The organism is Myxococcus sp. CA056, assembly GCF_013336715.1.
In the GTDB taxonomy this organism is placed as follows: domain Bacteria; phylum Myxococcota; class Myxococcia; order Myxococcales; family Myxococcaceae; genus Myxococcus; species Myxococcus llanfairpwllgwyngyllgogerychwyrndrobwllllantysiliogogogochensis.
This window is the reverse complement of sequence record NZ_JABUMT010000013.1, coordinates 76205-97422: the sequence shown is the minus strand read 5'-3', so window position 1 is coordinate 97422 and position 21218 is coordinate 76205. Positions and strand designations below refer to the sequence as shown.

The following is a 21218-nucleotide window of genomic DNA, read 5'->3' as shown; positions in this document are numbered from 1 at the left end:
TCCTCAGGTCACGAAGAAGAACCCGGCTTCGAGTCCGAAGCGCAGGTAGTCAGTCAAGCTGGCGCGGAGGTTGGCCTCGCGCTGCGGTTGTTGAAGGTGGTGGAACACGCCCATCTCCCCCTCGTCGCTCGCGCCCCGGCGGATGCCGGAGTCGGTGTCATCCCGGAGCTGGCAGTAGCCGGGGTCTCCATAGCGGTCCGACGTGAAGACGGGCTTCACGCGCCGCTCCACTTCCAGGCGCACGTCGTCGGGCGCGTCCTCGGCGTAGGCGGGCTGGCACCGGAAGCGCTGGGGCACGCGCGAGCCCGGCGGCACGTACGAGAAGCGCACGCAGCCTTCCTGCCGCTGCACCACGTCGACCCGGCCGGTGAAGAGCGAGTCGCTGCCGAGTACCAGCACGGTGGCCTCCACGCCCCCCAGCACCGTGCTGGCCAGCACGTGCAGCGCGCCCGTCCTGCCGGCGCCTTCGTAGGACTCCACCGGCGGATCCTCCACTGGCCCCGGCAGGGGTGGCAGCGGCTGGAGCGCCAGGCCTCCCAACCCGTCCACGATGCAGTCCTCCAGCCGGAGCGTGGAGGCGCGGCCCGTTTGAATCGGCCCGGTGATGCAGCGGCTCAAGAGGACGGTGCAGTCGCCGTCCTTCGCTCCTCGCACGACGAGGCTCGGCGCCTGGGTGCGCGGCTGTCCGTCGGGCATCAAGTCCCGCCCGGGGACCAGCGTGCAGTGCCGCAGGTCCAGGGTGGCGTTGTCGGCGGCGTACACCTCCAGCACGCCACCGCGCACCAGCAGTCCGCTGAGCACCAGCGTGGCGCCCTTGCCCAGCCGCACCACGCACCGTCCGCCCTGGAGGTCGAGGACCGGGCGCTGGAGGTTGGCGGCCCGCAGCTCCAGGCGCGCGCTGGACGCGACGTTCAGCGTGGTCAGCGGATAGCGCTCACTGTCGAGCACCTCCACCAGCGCGTCCGCGCTCGCGGCGCTCGTGTCCGTGGCCAGTTGCACGGAGGTGAAGGGGCCGGCCCGCGTGTCCACGCGGTAGGCGTCACGCTGCTCCAGGGGGAGGAGCGTCTCCTGCCGGTCATAGAAGCCGCCGCCCACCTCGCTGCTGAAGCCGTAGGCGTAGCTCACGTACAGCGTGTCGGGCACGGGCCGGCCCTGCGCGAAGGCCAGCCGGCCGAGGACCGGGTCCACCGCGACGAGGATGTCCCGGTTCACCGGTGGGGCGTTCGGGTCGGTGCCTGGATAGGGGAGGGTGGCGGCGGGGCGGTGCCAGGTGGACAGGTCGCAGATGACGATTTCATCCGGGGACACTTCCTCGAGCGTGTCCGGCGCCGTCTCGCGGTGGAGCGAGAAGGGGGGCGCGGCGCCAAAGGCGAGCTGCTCCGGCGTCCGGTCCTGCGCGAGCGCGGCGCGGCGGGCCTCCAGCTCGTCGTACAGCGGGCGGCGGCGCAGCGGGCCGGGCACGTTCAGCTCTCCGGCGAGCGAGCTGAGCGTGGTCTCCGACTGCGGCAGGTTGAACAGGTGGGTGTCGCTGCCCAGGACGTTGAAGCGGAAGAGGCCCGCTTCCGTGGCGCCGGGCTCCGAGCCGGGGAGCACGCGGAACGCGGGCGCGAGCACCACGGGATACGCCTCCAGTCGCCACAGGAAGAGGCCGACGTTGGGGAGGTTGTGCTTGCCGCGCTGGTTGTCGATGTGGCGCACGTCCACCGTGCGCGTCGCGTCCTCGAAGGGCGAGCCCACCAGCTCCAGCGCGTTCGAATCTCTCAGGTCCGGGGTGCGCAGGCTCGTGGGGCGCGGGTGGTTGACGTGCTGGGTGGTGCCCACGCGCTGGAAGAACTCCACCGCGCGCGCGGGCCAGCCCGTCACGTCGCGCGCGAGCTGCTCCAGCATGGCCGCGGTGCCCTTGCGCCGCCGGTAGGCCAGGGAGTTGGCCACATAGGCGCGCTGGCTGAAGAGGCCCGGGTCCACCGGCACCAGATCGCGCACCTTGAGCAGGTCGCCGATGTACGGCACCACCCACTCCTGGCACGTCTCGATGAACCAGTTGTCGTGGAGCTGGCCGATGTCCTCCTCGAGCGCCAGGAACTCGCGCTCCATGACGGCCAGCAGCGCGCGCAGGGGCTCGCCCTGGAGCGTGTCCTTGGCGCGGTGGATGGCCGGCAGCAGCTTGTACAGCCTGTCCTGCGGCGAGGGGCTCACGGGCTCACCTCCGACTCCACGACGAGCGTCACGCCCCGGTTTTCACCCTGGAGCGAAGGGTCCAACAGGAGCAGCTGCGCGGGCCGGAGCGTCGTGCCCTCCCACCGCGCGCCCCGGGCCCTGAGCAGCGAGAACAGTTTCTGGGCTGGCACCGCGGGCGTCGTCGGGTGCAGCCGCTCCAGGTCCACCATCACCACGCCGGGCACGTCCTGGAGGACGCGGATGATTTCCGCGCCGCTCACCGCCTGGGCGAACTTCCGCCGCTCGAACGAGAAGGCGTCGCGCAGCGCGGCCTCCGCGCGAGCCAGCACGTCCTCGGGCAGGTACCGCGCGTCCAGCCGCAGCCGGGCCTCCATCGCGAAGTAGAGCTGCTCGTACGAGGAGAGCGCGAACTGGCGGACCGGGTCGTGGTGCGTGCGCAGCGCTTCCTTCAGGCTCTCGTAGAGCAGGGAGTCCTCGGCCACCGGCCCACCGCTCTTCGCGGCGACGGTGACGTGGACGAGGATGCGCTCGCCGTTGGTCAGGTCCGCCGCCTGGGCCTTGCCGATGCCGGCGAACGTCGCGGCGAAGTCCTCGTAGTCCTGCAGCGACACCACGCGGCGCAGCGTCAGCACGGAGGCCGGAGCATTGGCGCGCGCGTCGTCGCGAGACTCGGGCGCGGCGGCGCCGGTGGCCGGGAGCGGGTTGGTGACCTCGCGGATGCCCAGCGGCCTCACCTTGAGCAGCGCCAGTTGTCCCCGGTCCACCTCGCCCTCCGGGCCGATGCCGGAGCGGTACACCGCCGTCACGTTCTCCTGGCCCGTGGGCAGCCGTGCGCCGGACACGCCGTCGCCGAAGGTCACCACCACGGAGCTGTCGTCCTGGATGCGCACCATGTAGACCTCGGCGCGCGCGTCCTGGCCGAAGAGGGTGGGCACCTCCTTCCAGAGCACGCCGTTGACACGGACCTCCAGCGTGCTCTCCCCACCCGTATCGGTGGGCGCGGGCACGTGGGTGAGAGGAGGCTTGCGCAGCACGAAGCGCTGGAGCATGCGCGAGCCATCTCCGCCCCCGAGCACCTCGCGCACCGTCTCGCCATGCGTGGAGGGCAGCACGTTGCCGTAGATGCTGACGGTGGAGCGCACCAACTGCGTGGACAGCTCCTCCGTCAGCACCAGTCGCGTGCGTCCATTCGCCAGCGGCTCCGCGCGGTCCAGCACCACCACCTCGCGGACCCATTCCCCTGACTCGGAGGTCTCCCGGTAGGGGCGGCCCTCGACGAGCAGCACGTGACCCGGCTCCAGGCCCTCCACCGCGCGGTCCAGCTCGATGTCATTGCCGCCCACCGGGTCCGTCCGGGGCATCTCGCCAATGGGCAGTTCCTCGCTCTGCGCGAGGACGACGGTGCTGCGCAGCGGGAAGTAGGACAGGTGCTCGTTGGTGTCGAACGTGAGGCGCGACACCTTGGCGTTCATCGTGAAGTCCTCACGCGCCCAGGGCTGGATGTCGGTGATGCGATACAGCTCCATGTACTTGGACTTCCAGAGCGCCACCCAGCTTCCGAGCACGAGCGTGGGGTACTCGCGGTCCAGGTCGACGATGCCCTGGACGGCCGTCTGGTTCTCGAAGTGGGGCCACTGGGTGAAGCGATTGTCGCCGGGCCTGTAGTCCGGGTTGTAGAGCTTCTTGATGTCCTCCGGCATCGCCTTGAAGGACGGCGCGTTGTAGCCGAAGAGGTTGCCTCGCAGCCGCAGCACATAGGCGCGCGGATGGTCCGCCGGGTCCACGCGAGGCGTGTCGCTGCCCAGCCCCGGCTCCCACTGCACCACAGTGTGGTTGAGCGCCGGCTCCGTCGGGTTCGTCACCCGGGTGACGCGCGTCACCCAGCGCAAGTCCCACTGCTCGCTGCCGGGAACCGTCTCCCGCTCCTCGCCCACGAGCAGCAGGGCGTCTCCCGGTTGGATTCCGGGCTGGATGCCCTGGAGGTAGAGCGTGTCCTCGCCGCGCAGCAGCTCTTGCGGCCGCGTCCTGGGCACCTTGAGGACGTTCCACTCCGCGCGCGCCTCCATCGCCTCCGTCGTCTCGAAGGTCTGCGGCCTCGCGTCCTGTCCGGGGATGCTGAGCACCTGCACGCCCACGGGCACCGTCACCCGCGTGGGCGCGCCGGGCGCCGTCTCCACGGTGAAGACCAGGTACGTGCTGGCGGCGACGCCGGGCTTGAGCTCGTAGCCAAGCTGCCGCGCCAGCTCCAGCACCGAGCGCCGCTCCGTGGCGGTGCGCAGGAAGCCCTCGTTGGCGATGCGCTCCTGGTAGAAGGTCAGCACGTCCGCGGCCGTGGCCCACGCATCCAGCAGCGCGATGGACAGGTCCTCCGGACTGCGCGTGGACAGCGAGGCCAGGGGCCGGGTGCCCTGGAACTCTCCGTCCGGGAGGAACTCCGTCGGCAGTCGCGCCAGCATGCGCTGGAAGAAGCTGGAGTGCGTGCCGATGCGATACGCGAGCGCGGGTTGTCCCGGCCGGTTGTAGAGCGGCGTGGGCTCCGGCGGGCCCCGGTCCTCACACGCCTCGCAGTCCCCCGGGCCCTTGGCTGAAGTGCTCACAGGCCCCCCTGCATGAAGAAGTCGAGCTGCCCGTTCTCGGGCTGGCTCGGGTCATTGTCGAGCCGGGCGATCTCCAGCCGCTCCATGGCGATGAGCCCGTCCTTCCACTCGTCGCGCGGCACCTGTCCGAAGCGGCGGAAGCGCTGCGGCTTGCCCGGCGCGTCCTCCGTCTCCACCCACGCCACCCCGGGGACCTTCATGGCCGTGGCGACGAGCTGGCTCAGGTACACGGGCTGGCCGAAGGAGAAGTTGTCCGGGTGGAAGAAGCCGCGCTGTCCGCCCGGCAGCTCCGCCGTGCTGAAGGCCTCCAGCAGCGCGGCCTTCACGTTGGCGGCGAGATATCCCGGCGACACGCAGACCGTCATGGCGATGTCCAACGGGACGAAGAGGGGCGCGTCGACGCGCAAGTCGTAGCCCGCGAGACGGAAGCGCTCCAGGAACGCGGTGAGCCGCTCGGAGAAGTCCGCGTCCACGGGGAAGCCGCCGCGCCGGTCCACGGTGACGAACATGGTGTGCCAGCTCCCCGTCCACCGCAGGCTGCCCACCGCGCGCTGCACCTCGGGGTGGCGCTGGGCCACCTCCGCGTAGTCGTCCTCCGTCACCGCGCGCTGCTGGACGCGGAAGGCCTCTGGCGCGTTGACGCGCACCCGCTCCACGGACTCCGGCTCCACGCCGCCCCGCGCCGGCAGCGGGTTGCGCACGCGCAGGATGGCAGCGCGCCAGTCGCCGCCCACCGGCGAGTACAGGTGGGAGATGGACTCCGAGCCCACGTTCCCGGAGGTGCCGTTGCCGATGCGATATGTCGCCGATAGCGCCACGTCGGGGCTGGGGCGCTCGCCGAGCACGTTGTCTCCGAAGCGCAGGCGGGCCCGGCCGTCGTCCTCGACCTCGGCGACGAACTCGCGACTGAACCGGCCGCTGTTGAGCAGCGTGCGACGGGGCGTCCACACCCGCCCGCTCTCCGCTTCTCGCAACCAGATGGCGGGCAGCGCCTCGTCGGCGGGCGTGCGCAGCGCCGCCGCCGCGGAGGCCGTGGGGTCCACCGCGCGGCGCCCGTCCACCCGGGACACCTGGGTGAGCGGCCCGCGCGCAAGCCTGGGACGGTAGCGGCCCTCGACGGACACGGTGGGCAGCGCGTCCGTCAGCGTGCGGCCGTGGTCCACCAGCACCACGTTGCCGCGCGCCACGCTCACCGGCGCGGCCTGTCCTGGTGGGTCCTCTGTCTCACCCGTGGAGTCCAGCGGAACGCCCACGCTCCACAGGCACAGCTCGAAGGGCAGCGCGTCCTCGGGGCCCCACGCCACCTCCACCACGTCCAGGTCCATCAGCGGGTCGCGGGTGAACTCCACCTGCGTCAGCCGCACGGCGTGGCGGCGCGACGGCTCGGCGTCCACCACGCGTCCGGTCTCCGGGCTGCGCACCTCTTCCAGCAGCAGCACCAGCCCGGGCGTGAAGTTCTTCGGAGTCATCACCCGCTGCGCCGGGTCGGAGTCGAAGGGAGGATTCAGGAGCGTGGCGGCGGTGGCGCCCTGGGGCAGACAGCACCGGTCCTCGCCCCAGGTGTGGAAGACGATGCGGCCATGGCCGGCATGGAGGGTGGCGGGGTGGAGCGACTCGAACACCTCCGCGCCCGCCGTCACGGCTGCCTGGAGTTGCCGTGCATCGAGCACGCGCGGAGCGTCCACGGTGGTGACGAACATCGCGCCCGGCGTCACGTCGGTGGGCCCGGGCAGGGCCCAGCCTTCCGCGCCGGAGGCCACCTGCACCGTCACCCACGCGCGCGCGTTGCCGCCGTCGTGCATGGGGTAGTCCAGGAGCTTCGCGTGGCGACGCACGGAGGTGCGCTTTCGCGCGGTGCCCAGGTACGCCTCGGTGGCCACCGCGTCCTGGTAGTAGCTGAGGTAGTCGGCCGAGTAGGCCATCAGCTCCACCAGCGTCACGCCCAGGTCCGCGGGGTTGCGCTCCTTCCACTGCGGCGTCACCTCCGACAGCCTGTCCAACAGCAGGCGCCGGAAGCTGGCGTAGTCCCGCGTGAGGTAGTCGATGGGCGGGTCCTCGCCCGAGGGTGCGTCGGGGTGCTTCGGCGGGGCACAGTCGAACTCGCTCGGACACTCCACCTTGAAGGTGAAGTCCACGCGGGACAGGGGCGCGTCGAAGTCCGCGGGCGGCACCGTGTCCAGGAAGCCCCGGAGCAGCGCCAGCGTGTACGTGGAGAAGTCGCCCGAGGAGGTGGTGCGCACCACCAGCGTCTGCTCCGTCTCGTGTGTGCCGTTGGCCTCGTCCAGCTCCTTGCGCCGCGTGTACTCGGCCCGCTCGGCGGCGGTGGTGAGCGGGTCCGGCGGCGCCAGGTCCATGCGGAAGGCCAGGGCCACGCCGATGTCCTTGAGCCGCACGCCTCCGGTGATGGAGACGTTGTCCGCGTTCAGGTTCGCGGGCAGCGGCTTGTAGCAGCGCACCCATAGCGTCCGCTGGCGCTCCAGGCCGAGCGCCTCCGCGTCCTCGTCGAGCACCTCCAGATAGTCGATGCCGTTGAAGGTGGCGTGGGCCTCCACCAGCCGGCGTCGCTGCTCGCTCTTGCAGACGTAGCGCGCGCCCATGTCAGAGCTCCCTCGTGAACCGGGCCGTCTGACGCTGCTGCGTGCGGCGCACCACGTACCGCACCGTCACCTGGAGGGTGGCCTCCACGCTGAGCGTCTCCACGGCCTCCACCTGGATGAGGTCTCCCAGCCACTGTTGGAGCGCGCCCTGCACCAGGAACTGCGTGGCGGTGGCCAGCTCGGAGCTGTTGGGCGCGAAGACGAGCTGCCCCAGTCCGGTGCCGAACGTGGGCCGGTTGACGCGCTCGCCCGGCGAGGTGAAGAGCACCTGCTCAATCAGGTGCCGCACGTGCGTGTCCAGGTCCGCGTCCGCCGTGCGGCCCCGTCCATCCAATCGGTATGGGAAGGCGATGTGCATGGCTCAGGTTCCCTTCACCCGGACCTGCGTCATCACCACCTGGGGCGGTCCCAGGGGCGCGGCGCCAATGGACATCCCCACGCTGTTCTGCAGGATGACGAACTGGCCTCCCGCGCGCACGCGCACGGCGGGCACCAGCCACTTCACCTGCACGCAGGGGCCACTCGTCTGCGGCGGGAAGGGGCATCCGGTCACGAGATATTGGTCCGCCATGGTGGCCACGGGCTGGCCGCCCACCTTGACGCGGGGATTGCCGGGCGTGGTCTGCATCTGGCCCCCGTGCGGACACAGCACCGTGGCTCCGACGTGGAGGAAGAAGGCTCCCATGGCTAGATGACCTCCAGCGCGCCGTTGTTGACGTTGACGCCCGTGGGACCGAGCTTGATGTTGGCGGCGCCGAACGACAGCTCGATGCCGGTGGCGCTGAGCACCACCTTGGCCGTCCCCCCGTGGTCGATTTCGATGCCGGCCGCGGTGAAGGTGGCCTTGAGCGGCATGGGCACGGCCGGAGGGCTCACCTCAATGGTCAGCCCGCCCGCGCCGGGCAGGTCGTCGAGCTTCAGGGTGATGGCGTCCGTCTTCCACACCTTGGTGGTGGGCAGGCCGGGGGTGGCCGGGGCTTCGCCCTCGCCCCAGAAGCAGCCGGCGACGATGGGGTAGTTGAGGTCTCCTCGCTCGAACTCCACCCAGACCTTTGCGCCCGTGGGCGGCACCGCGAAGAAGCCCTTGCCGCTGCCGCCATAGGGCATGCACGGCATGGCCCAGCCCAACTGGCTGTCGCCCAGCACGGTGGGGACCTTCACCTGCACGCGGCCCATCATCAGCGGGTCGATGTTGTTGACCACCTCGCCGCGGTACTTCCCGAAGTACGTGCTCATGGCGGCACCACAGGGGTGAGCGCTCCGGTCCCCTCACGCGAGAGCGTGAAGCGCTGCTTGTATTCACCGGGGCGGATGGAGTGCGTGACGTTGCGCACGTAGAAGAAACCGTCGTGTTCGAAGCCCGCGCCGCGCACACCCACCAGGCCTCGCGGGCGCAGCATGTCGCCGTAGCGCGTGGCATCCAGCTCCCCGGAGCCCGTGAGCACCTGGTCCGTGGACGCATCCGTCTGGCCCTGCGCCTGGGCGAAGGCCGCGATGTAGCCCGCGCCGTCCGGCACGTCCTCAAGCAGCGAGGTGCGCACGCGGGACTGCGACAGCAACGCGGGCTGACTGGCCAGCGGGGGCACGCGCAGGCTCGCGAAGGTCTTCACCGGGAGCGCCCGGCCGAAGGCGATGGCCTGCCCGCTCACGGACGTGGACGCGAGCGCGTTGTACTGGAAGTTGATGGAGTCGACGTTCGTCTGCGCGCCCAGGTTCACCGACAGGGCCCGCTGGGGAATGCCCAGCCGGTTGGGCGGGCCCCAGTACGCGGTGTTCGTCAGCGGCGCGGGGCCGGGCGTCACCTGGAAGACGTAGCCGTAGCGGCTCGCCATCTCCTGGAGGTAGGCGTAGTCGGTGCCCCGGAAGACGGGCGTGCGGTAGATGGGCAGCGGCACGTCCAGCGAGGGCGGCGGGATGATGACGGGAATCAGGCCGTACTGCGCGTAGCTCAGGACGAGCTGCGCGATGATGATGGGCTCCACCTGGGCCGGGTGCTCGTGGACCTTCTGGTCCAGGTCCATGGCGGTGCTGATGTCCTCGCCGGTGATTGTGAGCGTGGAGGCGCCGGGCTGTTGTGACGGGGTGAGCGTGCGGTGGGTGATGAGCCCGTCGAAGAGCACCTGCGGAATCACGTTGAAGGTGACGAGCAGCACCACGCGGTTCATGGGCTTGAGCAGCGGGTGGCCCACCAGCCCGTAGTCCAGGAGGTGCATGGGGCCCGAGCGGCCCACGCCGAACGTGAGCTGGAAGCCCGAGCGGCCCTCGTCGTTGTGGGTGACCTCCACGTTCTGGAGGGACTCCATGAACGACGCGGGCGCGGGCACCGCCACGGTGGGGCCCAGCATCAGGGTGAGGTGGATTCCCAGCAGGCTCATCGCGCGCTCAGAATTCCGGCATGGCGATGCGCACCACGGAGCCCGTCTCGCGCATCAGGTCGAAGGGGTTGAGCGTGTCGTTGGCGTCGCAGACGCGCCAGAAGTGCTCCGGGTCTCCTAGCGTGCGGTGCGTGAGCAGGTCCAACCTGTCTCCCTCGGTGACGGTGACTTCGGCGAGGACCTTCAGGGCATTGCCCGCGGGGATGAAGCGGCGGCGCTTGTAGGCCGCCACGCGCCCGTCGGGGAGCGTGAGGGTGGCGGTTTCCAGGGAGGCGTAGCGGCTGGTGGGGTCGAGCATGAAAGCTCCCGTGAGGCGTGGCGCTCAGCGTGGCAGCGAGGCATTGGCGACGCCGGAGATGCTGCCGACGACGGCCATGGCCTCCTTGACGACCTGGTGCGTGAGGAAGAGGGCGTAGCCGGGGTGCAAGAGGGGCAGGTCGTTGTAGGAGAGGACGCGCAGCCCCAGAGACACCTTGGCGCGGATGGGATTGAGGTTCGGGTCGAACGCTTCCTCGGTGATGGTGAACTCCGTGAGCTTCACGGGCAGCACCCGCTTGGGGCCCCAGATGAAGAGCGTCATCGGCGCGGTGGCGGGCACCACTTCCAGCGTGCCCACCTGCATCAGCACCGCGTTGAGGATGACCTGCGCCGACTTGGGATAGATGAGCATCTCCAGCGAGGACAGCTGGGGGTAGATGCCCAGGCTTCCCGCGATGGGGTCGCCATTGGCGAGCTGGTCCGTGGCGTCTATCTCCACGTCCACCCGGATGTTCTCCACGGGAGGACCCGCGAGCCGCAGGGCCTCCGTGCGGTCATTGCCGCCGTCGCCCGACATCTGGGGCGTCAGCGTGCGCGTCATCGTGTCCGGGTTGTATTGGAACACCACCAGGCTCGCGACGGGGTTGAACGGGTCCACCGCGACGATGGCGCCTCGCTGCGTGCGGGGTGTGCGTGGGAACGAACTCATGCCGTCACTTCCCCTGTCCCAGGCCCGAGTACACGGCCCGCGCCACCTGCGCGCCCAGCGACTGGGGCGCCGCGTGCGGCGTCACGTGCACCGCGCCCGCGTCCAGCCGGGCCACCTCGCCGCCGGCAAGCCCTTGTGGCAGCCCCTCTGTCGCGAGCAGCCGCGTGAGCTCCTGTCGCACGGCCTCTCCCACCTGCTCGCGGTGGGCGGGGGCGATGCCGTGGAGCACCAGCTCGTCGATGTGCAGGCGGATGCGTCGTGGCGTCATGTCCACCCCGAGACCTCGGCTTCCGCCAAGGGCTTGTCGAGCTTGCTGAACTCCGAGCGCACCGCGCGCTGGAGGTGGCCCATCCGCACCGGCTCGTTGGCGTCGGCGGCCAGGAAGGCGGCGTTGAGGGCGATGGTGCGGATGTTTCCGCCGGTGACGCTGAGCCGGGCCAGCCGCGCCATGTCCAGGCCCTCGGTGGGCGTGGCGGCGGGGAACATGCGCCGCCAGATTTCCGCGCGCTGGGTGGCGTCCGGGAAGGGGAACTGCAACACGAAGCGCAGCCGGCGCAGGAAGGCGGTGTCCAGCGCGTCCTTCATGTTCGTGGTGAGGATGGCCAGCCCGCTGTAGGCCTCCATCTGCTGGAGCAGGTAGCTCACCTCGATGTTGGCGTAGCGGTCATGGCTGTCGCGCACCTCGGTGCGCTTGCCGAAGAGGGCGTCCGCCTCGTCGAACAGGAGGATGGCGCCACCTTCCTGGGCGGCGTCGAACACGCGGCGCAGGTTCTTCTCCGTCTCGCCGATGTACTTGCTGACCACCTGGCTGAGGTCGATGCGGTAGACGTCCAGCCCCAGCTCCAGCGCGAGCACCTCCGCCGCCATCGTCTTGCCCGTGCCGCTGGCGCCGGAGAACAGCGCGCTGATGCCCAGGCCCCGCATGCCGCGCGCGGCGAAGCCCCACGTCTCGTACACGCGCGTGCGCTGCCGCACGCTGGCGCAAATCTCCCGGAGGATGGCCTTCTTGTCCGCGGGCATCACCAGGTCGCCCCAGCCCGCCATGGGCTCCAGCCGCTGCGCCAGTTCCTCCAGGCGGGGACGCGACTGCACGCGACAGGCGGCCCACAGCGCGGCGCCCAGCGAGGCCTCCTCCTGGAAGGGGCCTCGCTCGTGGACCTCGAGGCTGGCGGCGCGGATGGACCGCAGGGGCAGGTCGAACTGCGTGGTGACGCGCTCCAGTGCGCCATTGAGCGGGACAGCCGCCTCCGAGCCGAGCGCCTGCATCCAGAGCACCTGCTGCTCTCCGCGCGTGGGCCGCTTCACGTCCAACTGGAGCGAGGCCCGGTGGCGCAGTCGCAGGGGCTCCCGGGCGGAGATGAGCACCATGCCCTGGAGCCGCTCCGCGAAGGCCGTGGCCAGTCGGAGGGCTTCGGCCCCGGTGCTCTCGTCACACTCCAGCAGCAGGCCGCTCCCCAGGAGCAGCGCCTCGCGCTCCCACAGCCGGGCGAGCGTCGCCCGCTCCTCCGCGCCCGAGGGAAGCAGGCCCGCGCGGGCCACGTGGAGCTGGAGGCCCAGGGACGCGCACGCGGCGCTGGCGATGGCCTGGGCTCCTTCTGGCTCCACGCCACAGAGCTGGACCACGGGAGAGGGCGCGCCCGCCGGGGGCTCGCGCTCCCACAGCCGACGCAGGCGCTCCGCGAGCTCCTGGTGTGAGGGCGGCAGGGCTCCCGGCACGGGCACGGGCGTGAGGAACTCCTGCAGCCTCCGGTCCAGGTACGACAGGCCCGCGAGGTAGTGGAGGATGCGCTCGTCGATGCGCAGCGGGCTGGTGGTGAGCTGCTCGCCCGGGGCCAGGGACACCAGCTCCCAGCGCCGCAGTGCCGCCACGGGTGTCAGCGCGCTCCAGTGCGCTCCGGGCAGCGCGGCCAGGGCCAGTCCGAAAGTCGGCCACGTCCGACGCGGGTCCCCGTTCATCGCGGCGAACAGGGGACCGAAGCCCGTGCCCAGCTCCAGGCTGGCGCAGCACAGCAGGAGGTCGCGCTCGAAAGCCGACAGCCGGAAGGCGTCGCACAGGCTCTCCAGCGCGGAGGGCGCCGGCATCATCGACTCGGCCGCGGTGAGCGCGGCGAGGGCGGCTTCGACGTCCCGGACTTGCTCGGGCGGCCCCTCTTGCTGGACGAGCGCATGCTGGAGCAATCGCGCGCGCACCACGGCGAGCGCGGCGGCGAGCTGTCGCTGGTTGGCTGCCTGCCAGGAGTGGGGGAGCGGGAGGCTCATGTGACGGTCACCCGCTGGGACACGTCGAACACCGGGGGCGTCTGGGTCCGGTCGATGAGGAGCGAGTCCACGCCGTCCACCCGCAGTCGGACGAAGTGGTCACCGGCGGAGACGTCCCGCGCGGTGAAGCTGATGTTGTCCACCGGCACGGCGCGCTCCGGGGCGGGCACTTCCTTGCCGCCGAGGAGCAAAGAGACGCGCTGCTCCGGGCGGGCCCGAGGCTGGAAGGTGAGGGTGAGCGTCACCTCGTCGCCGGGTCCGCGCGGGGCGGGGTTGGGGGTGATGGAGGTGAGGCGGGGCGCGAGCGTCAGCGGCAGCGCGGAGGTGGTGTGCTCCACATTGTTCGCGTCGGTGATGACCACGGACACCCCATAGGTGCCCGAGGGCCAGCCGACAGCGTCGTTCGGAATGGCCACCGTCAGTCGCGAGGCCGTGACGTCCGTGGCGGGCCGGGTCACCGGCGTGGTCCAGAGCGGATGGGAGAAGCGCACCCCCACGGTGCCCCCGGCGAGGTACTGCCCGGTGAGGACCAGCACATCCCCCAGCCGCGCGCTCGCCTGTTGCTGCGGTGGCGTGACGGCTTCGAGGAGTGGAAAGGGCGGCAGCGTGTCGGGCAGGACGGTCAGCACCGGCCGCAGCACGGGCAGGGGGGCGCGGTGCGGGCGCGTGCTCTCGATGAGCACCACCGAGGCCTGGTAGACGACGGACACGCGGTACTGCGTCTGGAACATGGTCCAGAGCTTGGAGAGCTCCTCCAGCGAAAGCGGCTCCGAGGTGATGCGCACGCGTTCAACCTGTCGGTACAGGTCATTGCCGGGCACCGCGACGCGCAGCTCCTCGGACCCGAGCAGCGGATGGTCGTGGAGGACGTTCATCGCCTTGCCCAGCAGCTTGTGGCTCTCCACGTCGTCGTCGGACGGCGCGTAGGGCGTGAGCACGTAGGTCAAGCGCAGGGCGAGGGGCGGGAAGCCGGACTCGCCGGGCTTCGACTTCGGCGGGAACTCCATGTTGCGCAGCGAGACGTCGTGGCTCACCTGGAAGAGGAAGAGGTTGAGCTGGTGGTGGGTGGCGTCGCGGGCCCGCGCCTTGTCCGGAGGCAGCGTCGTCACCGCGACGTCCGGGGTGTCCACCTGGAGGTGGTTGAAGAGGAGCGTGCGGAGCGTCGCCGTCACCGTGGCGATGGAGAGGGAGTTGCTCACCGTCCACCTCCGTTGCGGCGCGCGAGGTACTCCTCGAGCGACGGCGACGGTGAGGGCCGCGTGGGCGCGCTCCTGGCGGGCGCGGCGGGCGTCACCGCGCGGACCTCGATGCGGCCGATGGTGACCTGGATGACCGGTTCCGCGGGGGCCAGCGACGTGTTCCTCGAAGCCGGACTCTCGGCCGACTCCTGCCGCGTCGTCCCCGTGGAGGACCGCGCGGACGGAGCGGGTGCCGACGTCTCCAGCGCCACGCTCAGCGCCCGGGCGCGCCCCACCGCCGACGTGACAGGTCGCGCGTCGAACGGACCCTGCTCCGAAGTCGTGAAGGTGCGCGAGCGCTCCTGCTCCAACGGGGACTCCGCCGGTGCGCTGGAGGGCCGCGCGACAGCCCCCTGTCCGTCCCTCGCGTGCTCCACCTGCACCGCGGCGAATGCGTCAGGGCTCCTCGTCGGAGTCACGGCCCCGGGTGTCGTCGGCGCCACGGAGCGAAGGTCCGTGCGCGGTGCCGCACCCGCAACGAGTCTCTCGGTGAGAGGCGACGCCTCGCGCGCGGGCGAGCCCCCATGCGCGACGCCGCTGCGCTGGATGACGGAGCTGGTGCGAGTCGTGAGTGAACTCGCGCGTGACTCGAACGGGAGAGAGGGCGCGCCCGTCGGCGCCTCCTGCCCCGCGTGGCCCGGTGCCTCGTCGACGCGCACGTGGGACGCCGCCGTGACTCCGGTGGGACTGGGGAAGCTCCCCGCGCGCGGGCCCATCCCTCCTGCCTGGGCCTCGTCGGGCGCTGAACCCGGCGCGCCGCGAGACGTGTCGAGCACCTGGCTCAACGCGCCCCGTGTCCCACCACCTGGAAAGCTCCCCGGCTCGACGGTGCCCGGAGTCTCGACGAGCCCCGGGCGGCCCGTGCTCCGCGCCTCCGAGAGAGTTTGCCCCACCACGCTCCAAGGTTCGCGTCGGGGCCGGACTGGACCGATGGGGGCGCGGGGCAGGGCGCCGGGTTGCTCGTGCTCCGTGTCAACGCGGACGAGGGACGCCTCGTCTTGCTCCACGGTCTGCGCCTCGGGTGCGAAGTACGAGGTGATGCGCGGCCGGACACCCTCGGTGGGGCGGTACTGACGTGCCACCAGATGGCTCAAGTAGTCGCTCATGTCCCCGCAAGCTCCAGGTAGCGCTGCCGCTTCCACGGGCTCATCCCCAGGATGTGCTCCTCGGACCAGCCGTACTGTCTTGCCAGCGTGTGCACGTCGCGCAGGGTGCGCTGGGCCCACGCCTCCACTTCCCTCCAGAAGAACTCGGCGATGTCGAACGCCGCGAGCCAGTGGTGCCCGCAGGCGGGACACGTGGTGGACAGCTCCACCCGGGCCTGCGGGTCCGCGGTCTCCATCGCGTCGGCGATGGCGCGAATCACGTCCTCCGGCAGCGCCCTTGTGTCCACGTGTGCCCCCTCCCGATGTGCCTCCACCACACACCGCGCCAGCACGCCCTCTCGCCCCGCGCCGCCGCGTCCCGCCGCGAGCGCCGCCAGGTCCCGGCTGTCCGGCAACCGGAACCGCACCGCGTGGCCCGCGTGCTCCACCTCCAGCACCTCTGGCGGAGGAGCGCCCTGCGGCACCTGGATGTCACCCACCTCGAAGGCCAGCTCCACCTGCTCACCGCACGGCGGACACGACACCAGCCCCACGAGCGTTGAGCCGAACGTGCCTTCTCGCGCCGCCAACAGCAGCGAGTCCCGGACGCCGACCGGGAGCCGCGCCAGCTCTCCCGGACTCCGCTCCGGCCACGCGGCGCACAGGAGCGCGAGCGCGCGTCCGGGCGCGGAGTGCGGGTGGCCCGCCTCCCATGCGCCCAGCAGCTCAGAAGCCGTCAGCGAGCGCATGGAGCCTCAGCGGGTCAGGGGTTGGGCTCGTTGAAGCTGGGCTCGGTGGGCTCGGCGATGTCGTAGTCGCGCTCCCAGCCCTCGTTCTCCAGCTTGAGCGTCTGGATGGCCACCGCGTTGGCGTTGGCATCCAGGTCCGGCATCGCCTGGTACTCCGACACCCAGCAGCGGAAGAGCTTGTAGGAGATGGCGAGCTGTCCGGCCTCGTTGTAGACCTCCAGGATGATGTCCTTGCGGAAGTCCTTGAGGGACACCTCGGCGCCCAGGCCGGAGCCGTAGTTCCAGACCTTGTTGGCCCACCGCTCGAACTCGGTGTCGTGGGTGACGCCGCGCTCCAGGGTGAGGGCCTCGTACTCGCTGCGGCCCGGGGACTTGCGGCTGCTGCTGGGGTCGCCACCCTCGCGGTGCTTGACGACCTCCGTGGTGCGCTTGAGCGCGCCCACCTTGCTGACCCCCGCGACGTAGCGGCCATCCCACTTCACGCGGAACTTGAAGTTCTTGTACGGGTCGAAACGCAGAGCGTTGACGCTGAACTGAGCCATGGAATGGGTCTCCTTTACGCCGCGACCTGGCCGGCCATCTGCTGGAGCTTGAGGACGACGAACTCGGCCGGCTTGAGCGGCGCGAAGCCCACGACGATGTTGACCACGCCGAGGTTGATGTCGTTCTGCGTGGTGGTCTCCTTGTCGCACTTGACGAAGTACGCATCGCGGGGCGACTGGCCCTGGAAGGCCCCCTGCCGGAAGAGGTTCTGCATGAAGGCGCCCACGTTGAGGCGGATCTGCGACCAGAGCGGCTCGTCGTTGGGCTCGAAGACGATCCACTGGATGCCCCGGAAGAGGCTCTCCTCGATGTAGAGCGCCAGCCGGCGCACCGGCAGGTACTTCCACTCGTCGGCCAGCAGGTCATTGCCGCGCGTGGTGCGCGCGCCCCACACCACGCGGCCCGCGGCTGGCAGCGAGCGCAGGCAGTTGACGCCCAGCGGATTGAGCTGGCCGTTCTCCTGGTCCGTGAGGGGCACGCTCAGCTTCGGCACGCCCGTCAGGAGCGAGTCCAGGCCCGCGGGAGCCTTCCACACGCCCCGCTGGGTGTCCGTGCGGGCGATGACCCCGGCCACCGCGCCGCAGGGGGCGAAGATCTCCAGCTGGTTCTCACGCAGCGGGTTGGCCTGGACCAGTCGCGGGAAGTAGAGGGCCGCGTTCTTGCTGCGCAGGCTGCTGCTGTTGAAGCCGGAGACCGCGTCCGCGACGCTGTCCCAGGCCACGGGCGGGTCCGCGATGAAGACGGCGCGCCGCTCCTCGCAGTAGGCCGCCGCGTCCGTCGCCAGCCCCGGTTCGATGTCTCCGTCCAGCGCGTGCGGTGAGATGCACAGCAGGTTGAAGACGTCCACCTTCTCCAGCGCGTACAGCCCCTCCTTGTTGGTGCGCAGGTTCGGGCCGGTGGTGAACTGGGTGATGGTCAGCGTGGCGCCATCCGTGCCCTGGTCCGCGGGTGCGGGCGTCTTCGTGCCTTCCTCGGGGCGCACGGCGGGGTTGGGCAGCGTGCCCACCCGGACGAGGGCGGAGCCCTGCTCCAGCACGGTGGGGAAGTAGCGGGGACTGGCCGGGTCGATGGAGAGGTTGATGAACTTCTCCACCGCGCGGGTGCCCGTGTCGGTGATGGTGAGGTTGAAGAGCAGCGCGTCGACGGCCGGGTCGCCGGTCTTCTTCGTGTTGTGGTCCACCACCACGCTGAGCTTGCCGCCCCAGGCTCCCGGGTTCGCGGCCAGCAGCGTTGTGTTGCCGGAGTTGGTGAGGTTCAGCTCCGCCGTCTCACCGCCGTTGTCCAGCCGGACGATGACGGCCTGTCCGCCTCCATTGAGGAAGAAGTCGCGGACGGCGTAGCTCATCGAGCTGTCTTCCCACAGGCTTCCGAAGGAGCGCTCGAAGTCGCCGTATCCGTTGCAGATGACCGGCTCGTTCACCGGCCCGCGCTGCGCGCGTCCCACGAAGGCGGTAATCGATGTGGGCACCCCGGTGATGGTGCGGACCCCACTGGGAACTTCCTCGATATAGACGCCCGGATAACTGAGAGCTGCCGGCATGGACGACTCCTCCCTCTGCGGGTTCGTCAACTCCGCCCCTCACGTCGCGAGGCAAGAGCCCTTCCTGCGCACGGCGCACTCCCGTGTTCACGGGGGCACCCCGTACGGCTGTGTCACATCCGTCTGTATGGGGAGGACGGCAACTGATGCCGTGGCGGCAAATCCATGCGCGTGAAACCGGTCGACCCCCCTCGCTACCGGAAGCCTGTTACGAGCTTCCTCAACGTCGTATTGAGACTGTGCCAGAAACCCAACGGAAAGTCATTCATTCCGGTCTAGTGGATCATACGTAGTTGGCTCGATGTGTCACGGGTTGGGTGGGTATTGCCAATCCAATACAGGGGTATGAGCCGTCGCACATGGCTCGTTCTTTGTCTGCTGGATGACAGGTTTCCTCCGTGGATGCGCGGGGATGCGTGGTGTTAGCTTTGGCGAGCCGTTCCCATCGAAAGGCTTGTCATGCGCAAGGGATTCCAGAAGTGGGTCTTTGTCGTGGGAGTCGTGGCCGGAGGTGTGTTGGGCGTACTCCACCCGGCGCAGGCCGAGGCTGGCGCGGAGGCGTGTCAAAACCAGTGCGACGATGAGGGCTGTTCTTGTTTCTATCGATGTTTCCAGCTTGGCCCGCACTGCATCTGCGAGGAGTTTCCGACCTGCATGTAGCCCGTCGAGACTCCTACTCCGAGCGAAGCGCCTCGCTGGGAGAGACCTGGAGGGCGCGGCGCGCGGGCAACCAGCTCGCGAGCAATGCCACGACTCCCAGCAGGCCGGGAACGGCCAGGAACGTCACCGCGTCGAAGGCGCGCACGCCGTAGAGCATTCCAGACAGGCTTCGCGCGAGCAGGGCGGCGCCCACCAGTCCCACCGCCACGCCCGCCGTTGCCAGACGCGCGCCCTGGCCGACCACCAGCCGCAGGACCTGGGAGTCCGTTGCTCCCAGGGCCATGCGGATGCCCAGCTCCCGGGTCCGCTGGCTGACCGAATAGGCCACCACGCCATAGAGGCCCACGCCCGCCAGGGACAATCCCAGGCCCGCGAGCAGCGCCAGCAGTCCTCCCAGCACGCGCGTGGTGCCGAGGCTCGCCTCGACGACTTCCTCCATCTCCCGCACGGTGCCCAGTGGCAGGTCCGGGTCCACCGCGCGGAACCGCTCGCGCAGGATGGGGACCAGCGCGTCCAGCCGCGCCGAAGAGCGCACGACGAGCACCATGTACAGCGACGCGAACTGGTTCATGGGGAGGTAGACCTCCGCCTGGGGCGTCTCACCGACGGAGCCGTGGCGGACATCCCGCACCACGCCCACCACCTCGCGGAAGTCCTCGCCGTCCATCGTCAACTTCACCTGCTTGCCCAGCGCGTGCCCGCCCGGGAAGTGGTGGAGCGCGAAGGTCTCGTTGACCACCATCACCCGGGGCGCGCTCGCGGTGTCCGTGTCCGCGAGAGGGCGTCCTTCCTTCAGGGCGATTCCCAGTGTCTCGAAGAGGCCCTCGCTCACGGTGCGGAACGTGGCCAGCTCGCGCGTGTCAGCCGCTGACGCGGACTCGCCGGGGAGCAGGAAGGAGCTGACGCCGTTGCGTCCCCACAAGGGCACGGTGCTGGCCAGCGCCGCCGAGGACACACCCGGAATCGCCCGGACGTTCTCCACCAGCGAGGAGAGGGCGAGTTGCTTCCTCGCGTCGTCCTCGTACTTGTTGCCGGGGAGCAGCACGTCCGTGGCGATGACGTCCCGAGGCTCGAAGCCCAGCGGTGCCTCGTGCAGCGCGCGCAGCGTGCGCAGCATCAGCCCCGCGCCGACGAGGGGCACCAGGGCCAGCGCCACCTGGGCGACGACCAGGAGCGCGCGGAGTCGCCCGGAGCCGGTCAGTGTCCGACCGCCGCGCGCCACGCCCAGCGCCCCCAGGGCCTCCGCCCGCGCCGCGCGCATTGCCGGCACGAGCCCGAACAGCAGGCTGGTGGACAGCGAGACGCCGAACGCGATGGCGAGCACATGGGGCTCCAGCCGCAGGCTCTCGGGAGTAAGCACGCCCTGGGGGATGAGCAGCCGCAGCAGGTCAAGGCCCCACAGCGCGAGCAGCAGTCCCGAGGCGCCTCCCGCCAGGGCCAGCAGGGCGCTCTCCACCAGGAACTGTCGCGCCAACTGCCACCGACCCGCGCCCAGCGCCGCGCGCACGCAGACCTCGCGCTCGCGTGAGCTGGCCCGCGCGAGCAGCAGGTTGGCCACGTTGGCGCAGGCCACGAGCAGTACCAGCGCGACGATGCCGGACAGGAGCCACAGCCGCTCGTGGGCTCCCTCCACCACCAGCTCATGCAAGGGCACCAGTCGCACACCGGGCGGCTGGCCCGTCATCCCGGGCTCACGCGCCAGCCGTGCCGCTACGGCCTCCAGTTCCTTGCGTGCGGTGTCCAGCGGCGTCCCCGTCTCCAGTCGGCCCACCACGCGCAGCGTGACGTCACCGGGGTGCTGGGCCTCCCAGCCGGGCTCCAGGACGAGCGGCTTCCACAGGTCCACATCGGGGGCGAAGCGGAAGGACGCGGGCATCACGCCCACCACGGTGTGGGGCCTGCCGTCGAGCATGAGGCTCTGTCCCAGCGCGGCTGGCAGTCCTCCGAAGCGGCGCTGCCAGAGGCCGTGGCCGAGCAGCACCACGTCATCCTGGCCCGCCGCCGCGTCGTCCTGCCCGAAGGCTCGGCCGAGCATCGGCTGCACACCGAGCATCGACAGGAGTCCCGCCGTCGCGCGGCCAGTGCGCACCCGCTCCGGCGCGGTGCCATCTCCCGTGAGGGTGCGGTCCCAGAGCGCCAGTCCCTCCACCTGCTGAAAGGCCCGGACGTGCTCGCGCCAGGCTTGCAGCATGAGGTGGCTGACGCCCAGTCGCTCCCGCTGCGCGCTCGACTGATAGAGGCGCACCAGTTGCTCGGGCTTGGCGTAGGGCAGCGGTCGCAGCATCACCTGATAGACGACGCTGAAGACGGCGGTGGTCGCGCCGATGGCCAGTGCGAGCGTGGCCACCACCACCAGGGAGAAGGCGCGCTCGCGCAGCATTCGGCGCAGCGCAAGACGAACGTCCTGGAGGAGTGGGGGCATGAGGGGGG

General features: G+C 70.6%; 17 protein-coding genes. All 17 read right to left on the bottom strand.

The features are described 5' to 3' along the window. Positions 1-3 precede the first annotated feature (3 nt). Positions 4-2196: a hypothetical protein gene (locus tag HUA76_RS35240; RefSeq protein WP_141646211.1), complete on the bottom strand. Its 2193-nt coding sequence runs from the start codon at positions 2194-2196 to the stop codon at positions 4-6. Then, complete coding sequence (locus HUA76_RS46580) at positions 2193-4775, bottom strand: putative baseplate assembly protein (RefSeq protein ID WP_174459148.1); 2583 nt, start codon at positions 4773-4775, stop codon at positions 2193-2195. The genes HUA76_RS35240 and HUA76_RS46580 overlap by 4 nt, the downstream gene beginning before the upstream one ends. Continuing rightward, entirely contained in the window at positions 4772-7372 is a 2601-nt protein-coding gene (locus tag HUA76_RS35230) for a putative baseplate assembly protein (protein WP_174463312.1), read from the bottom strand. The genes HUA76_RS46580 and HUA76_RS35230 overlap by 4 nt, the downstream gene beginning before the upstream one ends. 1 nt (position 7373) lies before the next feature. Further along, on the bottom strand, positions 7374-7730 hold the full coding sequence (locus tag HUA76_RS35225; protein ID WP_141646214.1) for a GPW/gp25 family protein: 357 nt from the start codon (positions 7728-7730) through the stop codon (positions 7374-7376). Positions 7731-7733: 3 nt separating this feature from the next. Then, positions 7734-8057 carry a hypothetical protein gene (locus HUA76_RS35220; protein WP_174463311.1) on the bottom strand — a complete coding sequence of 108 codons (324 nt, stop codon included), beginning with the start codon at positions 8055-8057 and terminating at the stop codon, positions 7734-7736. A 2-nt stretch (positions 8058-8059) separates the two neighbouring features. Beyond that, positions 8060-8608 carry a phage baseplate assembly protein V gene (locus HUA76_RS35215; protein WP_141646216.1) on the bottom strand — a complete coding sequence of 183 codons (549 nt, stop codon included), beginning with the start codon at positions 8606-8608 and terminating at the stop codon, positions 8060-8062. Beyond that, on the bottom strand, positions 8605-9747 hold the full coding sequence (locus HUA76_RS35210) for a hypothetical protein (protein WP_174463310.1): 1143 nt from the start codon (positions 9745-9747) through the stop codon (positions 8605-8607). Before HUA76_RS35210 ends, HUA76_RS35215 begins: the two co-directional genes overlap by 4 nt. 7 nt (positions 9748-9754) lie before the next feature. Then, on the bottom strand, positions 9755-10045 hold the full coding sequence (locus tag HUA76_RS35205) for a hypothetical protein (RefSeq protein ID WP_141646218.1): 291 nt from the start codon (positions 10043-10045) through the stop codon (positions 9755-9757). A 24-nt stretch (positions 10046-10069) separates the two neighbouring features. Beyond that, positions 10070-10714: a hypothetical protein gene (locus HUA76_RS35200; RefSeq protein WP_174463309.1), complete on the bottom strand. Its 645-nt coding sequence runs from the start codon at positions 10712-10714 to the stop codon at positions 10070-10072. Positions 10715-10718: 4 nt separating this feature from the next. Next, the gene (locus tag HUA76_RS35195) at positions 10719-10982 is read right to left on the bottom strand and encodes a hypothetical protein (protein WP_174459151.1); all 264 of its coding nucleotides are present in this window, start codon (positions 10980-10982) and stop codon (positions 10719-10721) included. Beyond that, on the bottom strand, positions 10979-12973 hold the full coding sequence (locus tag HUA76_RS35190; protein WP_174463308.1) for an ATP-binding protein: 1995 nt from the start codon (positions 12971-12973) through the stop codon (positions 10979-10981). The genes HUA76_RS35195 and HUA76_RS35190 overlap by 4 nt, the downstream gene beginning before the upstream one ends. Further along, positions 12970-14172 (bottom strand): DUF4255 domain-containing protein, encoded by a 1203-nt coding sequence (locus HUA76_RS35185; protein ID WP_174463307.1) that lies wholly within the window; start codon positions 14170-14172, stop codon positions 12970-12972. The genes HUA76_RS35190 and HUA76_RS35185 overlap by 4 nt, the downstream gene beginning before the upstream one ends. Then, positions 14169-15317: a hypothetical protein gene (locus tag HUA76_RS35180; RefSeq protein WP_174463306.1), complete on the bottom strand. Its 1149-nt coding sequence runs from the start codon at positions 15315-15317 to the stop codon at positions 14169-14171. Before HUA76_RS35180 ends, HUA76_RS35185 begins: the two co-directional genes overlap by 4 nt. After that, positions 15314-16045: a phage baseplate protein gene (locus tag HUA76_RS35175; protein WP_174459155.1), complete on the bottom strand. Its 732-nt coding sequence runs from the start codon at positions 16043-16045 to the stop codon at positions 15314-15316. Before HUA76_RS35175 ends, HUA76_RS35180 begins: the two co-directional genes overlap by 4 nt. A gap of 14 nt (positions 16046-16059) precedes the next feature. Next, entirely contained in the window at positions 16060-16587 is a 528-nt protein-coding gene (locus HUA76_RS35170; protein WP_141649251.1) for a phage tail protein, read from the bottom strand. 14 nt (positions 16588-16601) lie between these two features. Beyond that, positions 16602-18128 carry a phage tail sheath C-terminal domain-containing protein gene (locus HUA76_RS35165; protein ID WP_174463305.1) on the bottom strand — a complete coding sequence of 509 codons (1527 nt, stop codon included), beginning with the start codon at positions 18126-18128 and terminating at the stop codon, positions 16602-16604. 673 nt (positions 18129-18801) lie between these two features. Next, positions 18802-21210: an ABC transporter permease gene (locus HUA76_RS35160; RefSeq protein WP_174463304.1), complete on the bottom strand. Its 2409-nt coding sequence runs from the start codon at positions 21208-21210 to the stop codon at positions 18802-18804. Positions 21211-21218 lie beyond the last annotated feature (8 nt).